This is a genomic window from Baekduia alba, assembly GCF_028416635.1.
GTDB classification, from domain to species: Bacteria; Actinomycetota; Thermoleophilia; order Solirubrobacterales; family Solirubrobacteraceae; genus Baekduia; species Baekduia alba.
The window spans coordinates 1,539,901-1,548,904 of the sequence record NZ_CP114013.1; the positions used below are offsets into that span (position 1 = coordinate 1,539,901).

Sequence of the window (9,004 nt, forward strand, 5' to 3'; positions counted from 1 at the left end):
GGAGACAAGACGCGTTGCGAACGAGCCGCCAGGCGAGTTCGCGGGACCGACGCCGAGCCTCTGGGCGAGGTGTCGGCATGAACTTCGACTTCTCCGAGGACCAGCACGAGATCAAGCGCACCGCGCGCGACCTGCTGGCGTCGCGGTCGTCCTTCGCCAAGGTGCGCGAGGCGGCCGAGTCCCACACCTACGACCCGGCGCTGTGGAGCGAGCTGGTCGAGCTGGGCTGGCCGGGCATCGCGATCGCCGAGGAGCACGGCGGCCAGGGCCTGGGCGCCGTCGAGCTCGCGATCCTGTGCGAGGAGCTGGGCTACGCCCTGGCGGCCTCGCCGTTCCTGAGCACGGTGCTCGCCGCCGAGGCGATCGGCGCGGGAGGGTCCGTGGAGCAGCAGCGGCAGTGGCTCCCGGGCCTGGCGTCCGGCGAGATCACCGGCGCGCTGGGCGCGGTCGGCGGCCTGGTCGGCGACGCGGCCGAGGCCGCGGTCATCGTCCTGATCGGCGACGACGGGGTGGCGCGCGTGGTCGCGCGGGCGGACGCCGACGTGACCGAGGTCGACGCGATCGACCCGACGCGCCGCGCGGCGCGGGTATACGCCCCACCCACCCACGGCGAGGCGCTGGGCGGCGACGACCCGCAGGCCGGCATCGACCGCGCGACGATCGCGGTGGCCGCCGAGCTGGTCGGCGTCTCGCAGCGCGCGCTGGAGATGACGCTCGCCTACGTCAAGGACCGCAAGCAGTTCGACACGCCGGTCGGCGCCTACCAGGCCGTCTCGCACAAGTGCGCGCAGATGCTCAAGGACACCGAGGGCGCGCGCTCGGCGACGTACTACGGGGCGTGGGCGGCCGATGCCGGCGCCGACGGGCCGGGCCTGCCCGAGCCGGCGTCGCTGGCCAAGGCCGCGGCGTCGGACGGCGCGCGCGACACGGCCGCCAACGCCATCCAGGCGCACGGCGGCATCGGCTTCACGTGGGAGGCCGACGTGCACTGGCTGTACAAGCGCGCGCAGGTCGACGCGGCGCTGCTGGGCACCTCCGGCGTGCATCGCAAGCGGCTCGCGGCGCTGGTGAGCGCGCGGCTGGCCCCGGCGGTCGCCTAACGGACGCTGGTCCGACTGGCCAGGAGATGGTGGGATCCCGCGTCCGGGCGGGTACAATGTCCTTGGGCGCCCGTGCGGTCGCGTGGGTCCCACCCCTCTTCGCGCGATGGTCCGGTTGCGTGCGCCGCACGCTTCGACGCTCTTTCGCGCACCCCGAACCCGAACGCATGAAGGAGGCCGCATGGCCGTAGAGGACAAGGTCGCTCTCGAGGGCGAAGTCGTGGAGTCACTGCCCAACCTGCTGTTCCGCATCCAGCTCGACATGGATGACCACGAGGTCCTCGCGCACCTCGCCGGCAAGATGCGCCGCAACCGCATCCGCGTCCTGCCGGGCGATCGCGTGCGCGTCGAGGTCTCCCCGTACGACCTCACCCGCGGGCGCATCGTGTACCGCATGAAGTAGCCGCCGAGAACCGCCCAGAGGGCGGTTTCGGTGCGCGGCGCGCTCTATCGCGCGCCGCCGAGTGACGCCACCAGCTCCGGCGTCACCTCCCTGATCCCGTCGACCACGACCGCGGCCAAGGCCAGCGCGTCGGGGGCCGGCGGGAACGCGTGGTTGGGCGTCGCGATCACGACCATGCCCGCCGCGTGCGCCGCGCGCAGCCCGTTCGAGGAGTCCTCGACCGCCGCGCAGGCGCTCGGGTCGACCCCGATCCGGCGCGCCGCCTCCCGGTAGACGTCGGGCTGCGGCTTGCCGCGCTCGACCTCCTCGGAGGACACCGTCGCGCCGAAGCGCTCCGACAGGCCCGCGGCGTCCAGGACCGCGTCGATCACCTCGCGGTTCGCCGACGACGCGAGCGCGAGCAGGTAGGAGTGCGCCAGCGCGTTGACGGCGCGGACCGCACCGGGCAGCAGCGGCAGCTCGTGGTCGATCTCGACCACGACGCCGGCGGCGACGGAGGACGAGATGTGCGACGGATCGCCCTGAGCGCCGAGCTCGTCGTGGAGGTAGTGCGACCACTCGGCCGACGACATGCCCTGCATCGCACCGGTCGCGGCGTCGTTCCAGGTGCCGCCGTGCGCGCTCACGTAGGCGCGCCGCTCACGGTCCCAGACGCCCTCGGTGTCCACGATGACGCCGTCGAGGTCCAGCACTATGGCCGAAATGGTCATGGCGTCCGACGGTACCTTGGCGGGCGATGCAGCGATCTGCCCAGGGGTACTGGCTCGCCGATGCAGGCCCGGTCGTCGCCCGGCCGGTGCTGGCTGAGCGCGTGAGCGCCGACGTCGTCGTGATCGGAGGTGGCTACCTCGGGATGTGGACGGCGTGGCACCTGCGGGCGGCGGGCGCGACGGTCGCGCTGCTGGAGGCCGACGAGTGCGGCCACGGGCCGAGCGGGCGCAACGGCGGGTTCCTGAACGGGATGTGGGAGCGCGTCGGGGAGCTGGAGGAGCTGTTCGGGCGCGAGGCCGCGCTGGCGGTCGCGCGCGCGGCGGCGGAGTCCATCGACCTCATCGACGCGTGGTGCGCGGCGCAGGGCGTCGACGCGCACCTCGTGCGCGCGCCGATGTTGGAGGTGTCGGCCGCGCCGGGCCAGGACGGCGTCTGGGGCGACGCGGTCGCGGCGGCGCGCGCGATGGGTCGCGGCGACGAGCTGGTGGAGGTCGACGCCGCGGGCGCGCGAGCCGTGTGCGACTCGCCGCTGTTCCGCGGCGGCGTGCTGTGGCAGGGCGCCGCGACGGTGCACCCGGCGCGGCTGGCGCTGGGCCTGCGCGGCGCGCTGATCGCCGCGGGCGTGGAGGTCTACGAGCACTCGCGCGTGGTGGGCGTCGAGGACGGCGCCGACGGCGTGGTCGTCCGCGTGGACGGCGGGGGAGCGGTGCGCGCCGGGGCCGGCGTCCTGGCGATCAACCACGCGAGCGCCGGCGTCAAGCCGCTGCGCGGCGCGCTGAGCGTGGCGTCGTCGCACGTGGTCGCGACCGAGCCGGTGCCCGACCAGCTGGAGGCGCTGGGCTGGACCGGCGGCGAGGGGATCGGCGACTGCCGGACCATGTTGCACTACTTCCGCACGACCCGGGACGGGCGCGTCGTGTTCGGCTGGGGCGGCGGGCGGATGGGGTTCGGCGCCCGTCGCCGCGCCGCGCTGGACGTCGACCCCGGCGTCCAGGACGCGACCGCGCGCGACCTGTACGACATGCTCCCGCTGCTGCGCGGCGCCCGGATCGAGCACGCGTGGGGCGGGCCGATCGACGTCTCGCCGGTGCACCTGCCGTGGTTCGGGACGCTCAAGTCCTTGTCCTACGGCTTCGGCTTCACCGGCAACGGCGTGGGCCCGACGGAGCTGGGCGGGCGGATCCTGGCCGACCTCGCGCGCGGCGCGTCCTCGGAGCTGACGGCGCTGCCGATCGTCGGCGGGCTGCCGCCGCGGAGCTTCCCGCCGGAGCCGGCGCGCTTCGCGGGCGGGTCGCTGATCCGGGCGGCGCTCGTGCGGCGAGACGATGCGGAGGGGCGGGGCGAGCGGGTCGATCCGGTGACGGGGTTCGTGGCGGGGCTGCCGCGGAGGTTGGGGCTGCATCTGCCGCGGTGAGAACGTTTGCGGTGCGGGCGTTGGTTGGTCTTCAGTGCGGCGCGCTTGGGGTGCTGCGGCGCGTGGTTCGTCCCTCATCAAGGGCGTGCGAGTGTGGTGGCGGCGCCACCCTGGCTGGTGTGGCTCGTCCTCGCGGCAGCGCCGGGGGCGGAGTTCGGGGCCGAATCTCCGGGTCAAGCGCCATCGATCGCGTGAAGTCCGCGTGTATCGCGGACTTGACGCGATCGAGCGCGGTTCGGGGCCGAATCGCCGCCCTCCGGAGATCCGGGTCGCTTGAACGTCATAGAGACGTTGGAAGTGACCCAGACCGCCAGCGGGCTGCCCTTTCGGCCCCGAACCGCCCGCCCTGGAGCACGACCACGACGAGCCACACCAGCCAGGGTGGCGCCGCCCCAACGCCTTCACGCCCTTGATGAGGAACGCACCACGCTCCGCAGCACCACCAACGCCCCGCACTGGTGACCAGCCAACGCGCCACACACGCCCCGCTCACCCCACCCGCCACGACATCAACAAGTGCGGCCCGATCCCCTCCAACTCGAACTCGTCCCCCTCGACCGCGAACCCCTCGCGCTCGTAGAACCCCCGAACCGGCGATCGCGCGTTGCACCACACCCGAACCCCGCCCGCCGCTCGCGCCCGGCCCAGGCACGCCGACAGCAGCGCGGCGCCCGCGCCGACGCCGCGCCCGCCCTCCGGGTCCGTCGCCATCCCGCGGATCCGCCAGTCCCCGACCGCCGGCGCCCGCGGATGCGGCTCGGGCGTGATCGAGGCGATGCCGATGACCCGGCCGCCGTCGTCGTAGGCCGCGAAGTGCGCCGCGCCCGGCGCGTCGTCGCCGTCGTAGACCTGGTCGGCCATCGTCTGGTGCGGGCGCAGCACCTTCTGGCGCAGCGGCCGGACGACCTCCGCCGCGACGCGCTCGACCCTCACGTCAGGCGGGCTCGGCCATCGTCAGGCCGCCCCCGCCCGACAGCACCGACACGAACGGCACCGCGCGCGAGCGGACGTGGGCGACCGCCTCGCGGCTCCACGGGCGGGCGCGGCGGCGGTAGCAGGCGACCAGCCCGAGGACGAGCCCGCCGTCCTCGACCGGGACGAGCAGGACGCCCTGGTAGCCGGCGGCGGCCAGCGCCCGGCGCTCGATGCCGTCGGCGTCGACGTCGGTGCGCAGCACCTGGCCCGCCTCGCCGGTCGCCAGCGCGTGGGCCCGGACCGGGACGTCGCCGAGCGCGACGCGCGCGCCCGGGTCCTGGTCGGGGACGCGGACGGCGACGAGCTCGCCCGCGCGGCGGTCCAGCCGCCAGAGGTCGACGCGGTCCGCGCTGGCCGCGGCGCCGATCAGCGTCGCCAGCCGCTCCGGGACCGAGCCGCCCAGCGACGTGGTCAGGTCGCGCGGCGCCTGCTCGAGCGCGCGCAGGCCGCCGCGCAGCGTCGAGGCCACCGGCGCGGCCGCGACCGACACGGGCGGCGCGAACGTCGGCGTCGGGCGGCCGAGCAGGTAGCCCTGGGCGTAGGCGACGTCGAGCTCGGCGATCGCGCGCAGGTCGTCCGGGCACTCGATGCCCTCGGCGCACACCGCGCCGCCGGTCTGGGTCGCGAACGAGGCGAAGGACGCGACCAGCGCGGCGCGGGCCGGGTCGGTCGCGACACCGCAGACCAGGGAGCGGTCGAGCTTGACGATGTCCGGGCGCACGCGCATCAGCTGCTGCAGGCCGGCGTACCCGGCGCCGGCGTCGTCGAGCGCGATCCGCGCGCCCGCGTCCAGCAGCCGCGCGAGCGCGCGGTCGAGATCGTCGCCGTAGCCCCACAGCTCGTCCTCGGTGATCTCGACCACGACGCCGTCGAGATCGGCCGGCAGCGCGTCCCAGAGGACGGGCGAGCGCAGCGTCGAGACCGACAGGTTCACCGTGAGGACCGTCCAGCGCGGCCGGTCGGGCTGCGCGAGCGCGCGCGTGACCGCCAGCGCCTCGAGCTCCGGGCCGAAGCCGGCGGCGTGCGCCGCGTGGAAGACGTCGGGGATCGGGACGCCCGGCAGCCCCGGGAAGCGCGCCAGCGCCTCATGCGCGATGACGCGGCCGGTCGCGAGCATCACGATCGGCTGGAAGTGCATCTCCAGCGCACCCGGCGCCGTCAGCACGGCACGGGTCAGCAACGGTCCTCCTCCACGAACCGGTAGTTCGGCGCGCTTCGAAGTGGTCCTGCCAGCTGGCAGGCTCCAGTACGCTGGCGCGCGAGATGTCACGGACGACGCCGCTGGGTCCCGCTGTCCTCGTCGCCCTCGTCCTCGCGCTCGCCGCCCCGGAGGCGCACGCGCGCTGGCTCGTCGCCGCGCAGCCGTCCGCCGTCAGCGACCGGATCGCGAGCGAGCACGGCGCGCGACCGCTGCGCCTGCGCGGCGTGTACTCGGTCGCGACGCCAGGCGCCCGCGGCCTGGCGCGCGCGTTCGCCCGCGCCGGCGTCCTGCGCTACGCCGAGCGTGACGCGGCGCTCGCGCCGGCCTCCACCTACGAGGCGGCCGGCAGCGACCAGACCTACACGCGCGGCACCGTGATCGCCGCCGGCCTCGTCCCGCCCGCGGCCTTCGCGCCGATCGGCCTCGTCGACGACGTCGTCGACCGGTCGGTGACCGACGTCGGCCAGGCCAAGGTCATCGCGTCGAGCCCGACCAAGGCGCTGGACGCCGCGGGCCAGCCGATCACCGCGCACGGCACCGAGGTCGCGTCGGTCGCCGCGGCGCGGGCCGACGGCCAGGGCGTGATCGGCATCGCGCCGGGCGCGCCGCTGCTGTCCTACGGCTACGACGAGCGCAGCGACCCGACGTGCGAGGAGGTCGTCGACGGCGTCCTCGACCTCGCCGGCGCCGGGGCCAAGGTCATCAACCTGAGCCTGGAGACCGAGGACGACTGCCACACGCTGCAGCTCGCGATCGGCTCCGCCTTCGGCGACGGCGCGCTGATCGTCGCCTCGGCCGGCAACGAGGGCGAGCGGGGCAGCCCGACCACCTACCCGGCCGCCTACCCGCACGTGCTCACGGTCGGCGCGCTCGACGTCGGCCTCGCGCCGGCGTCGTTCTCGAACGCCGGCGCCGGCGTCGACGTCGTCGCGCCCGGCGAGAGCGTGCCGGTCGCGCTGCCGGCGGCGCTGGACGGCGACGGCACCGCCGACGGCCTGACGCGCGCGACCGGGACGAGCTTCGCCGCGCCGATCGTCTCCGGTGTCGCCGCGTGGCTGATCGCCGCGCGGCCGAAGCTCACGGCCGGCCAGTACGGCGACCTGCTGCGCGCGACCGCCCAGGACGAGGGCGCCGCCGGCTGGGACGCGCGCTCCGGCTTCGGGCTGGTCGACCTCGCCGCCGCGCTGAAGGCCCCGTTGCCCGCCGCCGACCGCGCCGAGCCCAACGACGGCGTCGACATGGTCGACGGCAGCGTCTTCACCAAGCCCGACCCCTACCGGTCAGGGACGGTCACGGCCACGATCGCCCCCGTCGAGGACCCCGCCGACGTCTACCGCATCCGCGTCAAGGCGCGCGGCCGGGCGACCGCGCGCCTGTCCGGCGGCGACGGCGCCAACGTGTACGCCTACCCGGGCAAGGTGAAGTCCTTGGCCGCCCGGCCGCTGGCGCGGTCGCGCACGCAGGTCACGGTCCGCAACGCCACCGGCACGCCGGCGACGTTCTACGTCGCGGTCCGCGCACCCGCCGGCGCGGCGCGCGCGTCGGCCAGCAGCGCCTACACCTTGAAGATCGCGCGCCGCTAGACGGTGCGGCGCCGCACGCCGTCCGGGCCGGCCACGACGACCTCGGCGGTCAGCGCGGGCGGGAAGAGCCCGTGGTCGACGAGGCCCGGCACGGAGGACAGGAACGCGGCCAGCGCCGCCGGGTCGTCGATCGGACCCGTGTAGTCGGCGATCACGTTGCCGTCCGGTGACGGCGCCATGCCCGGCCGCACCGTCGCGGGGGCGACGGCGACCAGCGTCGCCGCGAGGCCGAAGGCCAGGAGCTCCAGCGGCACCGGCGCGGTCAGCGCGTCCACCACCTTGGTCGCGTCGGCGATCACGACGAAGCGATCGGCCGCGGCCGCGACGACCTTCTCGCGCACGTGCGCGCCGCCGCCGCCCTTGACGATCCAGCCGTCGGGCGCGATCTGGTCGGCGCCGTCGATGGCGAGGTCGAGGCGGTCCAGCGTGTCGAACGGCTCGACGGCGAGGCCGAGAGCCGCGGCCTGCTCGGCGGTCGCGACCGACGTCGCCACGCAGCGCAGGCGCGTCAGCCCGCGCGCCGCGATCGCCGGCAGCAGGTGCGCGACCGTCGACCCGGTGCCGAGGCCCACGCGCATCCCGTCCTCGACCTCCTCCGCGGCGGCGACCGCCGCCGCGCGCTTGAAGGCCTCCAGCTCGCCGACGCTCATGCCACCAGCAAAGCAGCCCCGAGCGCGCCGCCGAGGTCCCCGAGCTCCGCGACGCGGATCACCGGCGGGTCGTCGTCGTGGAAGAGGTGGGGCATCATCGCGTCGGAGATCCGGCGCGCGTAGGGCTCGCCGAAGCGCACGCCCAGGCCGCCGCCGATGATGATGGCCTCGGGGTCGAGCACGTTGCAGGCCGACGCGACGCCGGTCCCGATGGCGTCGATCGCGTCGTCGATGAGCTTCTCGGCCAGCTCGTCGCCGCGCTCGATCGCGCGCTCCCAGATCCCGGAGGTCAGGCGGTCGCGCCCCTTCTCCTCCATGATCTTGAACAGCACGGTCTTGGCGCCGTCGTCGACCGCCTCCCGTGCGCGCGCCTCCATCGCGCGGCGCCCGGCGTAGGCCTCGACGCATCCGTGCCGGCCGCACGGGCACGGCAACCCGTGATGGCGGACCGGGATGTGGCCGATCTCGCCCGCGGTCCCGCGCCCGCTCCACTGGCGCCCGTCGAGGACGATGCCACCGCCGACGCCCGTGCCCCAGAAGACGCCCAGCAGCGACGAGAACTCGCGCGCGGCGCCCAGGTGGAACTCGGCGTCGGTCGCGACCGACACGTCGTTGCCGAGCCGGACGACCGCGCCGAACCGGTCGCCCAGCTCGTGCGCCAGCGGATAGGGGTCGCGCCAGCCCGGGAGGTTCCCGGCGCGGGCCAGCGTGCCGGCGTCGTCGTCGATCCCGCCGGGTGCGCCGACCCCGATGCCCTCCAGCGTGTCGGGCGCGACCCCGGCGGCCTCGGCCGCCTCCTCCAGCGCCTCGACCATCGCCGCGACGACGTCGGGTGGACCGCCCTTCTGCGGCGTCGGGCGGCGGGCCTGGCCCAGCACCTGGTTGTTGGAATCGGCGACGATCGCCTGGATCTTCGTGCCACCCAGGTCGATGCCGCCGCGAAGCGCGTCCTCTGCCATGCCGGGAG

The 9,004-nt window shown here is 75.5% G+C and carries 9 protein-coding genes; 4 read left to right on the forward strand and 5 right to left on the reverse strand.

Annotated features, from left to right (window positions below; genetic code table 11):
- Window positions 1–77: 77 nt before the first annotated feature.
- Window positions 78–1,100, forward strand: a complete 1,023-nt coding sequence (locus DSM104299_RS07580) for an acyl-CoA dehydrogenase family protein (protein ID WP_272476688.1) — start codon at window positions 78–80, stop codon at window positions 1,098–1,100.
- Window positions 1,101–1,281: 181 nt separating this feature from the next.
- Window positions 1,282–1,503: a translation initiation factor IF-1 gene (gene infA / locus DSM104299_RS07585; RefSeq protein ID WP_027006585.1), complete on the forward strand. Its 222-nt coding sequence runs from the start codon at window positions 1,282–1,284 to the stop codon at window positions 1,501–1,503.
- Between the two features lie 44 nt (window positions 1,504–1,547).
- Here the strand turns inward: infA and DSM104299_RS07590 are convergent, their stop codons facing one another.
- Window positions 1,548–2,213: an HAD family hydrolase gene (locus tag DSM104299_RS07590; protein ID WP_272476689.1), complete on the reverse strand. Its 666-nt coding sequence runs from the start codon at window positions 2,211–2,213 to the stop codon at window positions 1,548–1,550.
- A 26-nt stretch (window positions 2,214–2,239) separates the two neighbouring features.
- On the opposite strand from DSM104299_RS07590, the gene DSM104299_RS07595 reads away from it, so the two are divergent.
- Entirely contained in the window at window positions 2,240–3,628 is a 1,389-nt protein-coding gene (locus DSM104299_RS07595; RefSeq protein WP_272476690.1) for an NAD(P)/FAD-dependent oxidoreductase, read from the forward strand.
- Between the two features lie 489 nt (window positions 3,629–4,117).
- Here the strand turns inward: DSM104299_RS07595 and DSM104299_RS07600 are convergent, their stop codons facing one another.
- The gene (locus tag DSM104299_RS07600) at window positions 4,118–4,561 is read right to left on the reverse strand and encodes a GNAT family N-acetyltransferase (RefSeq protein ID WP_272476691.1); all 444 of its coding nucleotides are present in this window, start codon (window positions 4,559–4,561) and stop codon (window positions 4,118–4,120) included.
- A gap of 1 nt (window position 4,562) precedes the next feature.
- Complete coding sequence (locus tag DSM104299_RS07605; protein ID WP_272476692.1) at window positions 4,563–5,783, reverse strand: EAL domain-containing protein; 1,221 nt, start codon at window positions 5,781–5,783, stop codon at window positions 4,563–4,565.
- Window positions 5,784–5,866: 83 nt separating this feature from the next.
- Between DSM104299_RS07605 and DSM104299_RS07610 the strand changes: the two genes are divergently transcribed.
- On the forward strand, window positions 5,867–7,387 hold the full coding sequence (locus tag DSM104299_RS07610) for a S8 family peptidase (RefSeq protein ID WP_272476693.1): 1,521 nt from the start codon (window positions 5,867–5,869) through the stop codon (window positions 7,385–7,387).
- Here DSM104299_RS07610 and rpiA read toward each other — a convergent pair.
- Together rpiA and DSM104299_RS07620 are read right to left on the reverse strand one after the other, a co-directional pair.
- Window positions 7,384–8,037: a ribose 5-phosphate isomerase A gene (rpiA, locus tag DSM104299_RS07615; RefSeq protein WP_272476694.1), complete on the reverse strand. Its 654-nt coding sequence runs from the start codon at window positions 8,035–8,037 to the stop codon at window positions 7,384–7,386. The genes DSM104299_RS07610 and rpiA overlap by 4 nt on opposite strands.
- On the reverse strand, window positions 8,034–8,996 hold the full coding sequence (locus DSM104299_RS07620) for an ROK family protein (RefSeq protein ID WP_272476695.1): 963 nt from the start codon (window positions 8,994–8,996) through the stop codon (window positions 8,034–8,036). The genes rpiA and DSM104299_RS07620 overlap by 4 nt, the downstream gene beginning before the upstream one ends.
- Window positions 8,997–9,004: the final 8 nt, after the last annotated feature.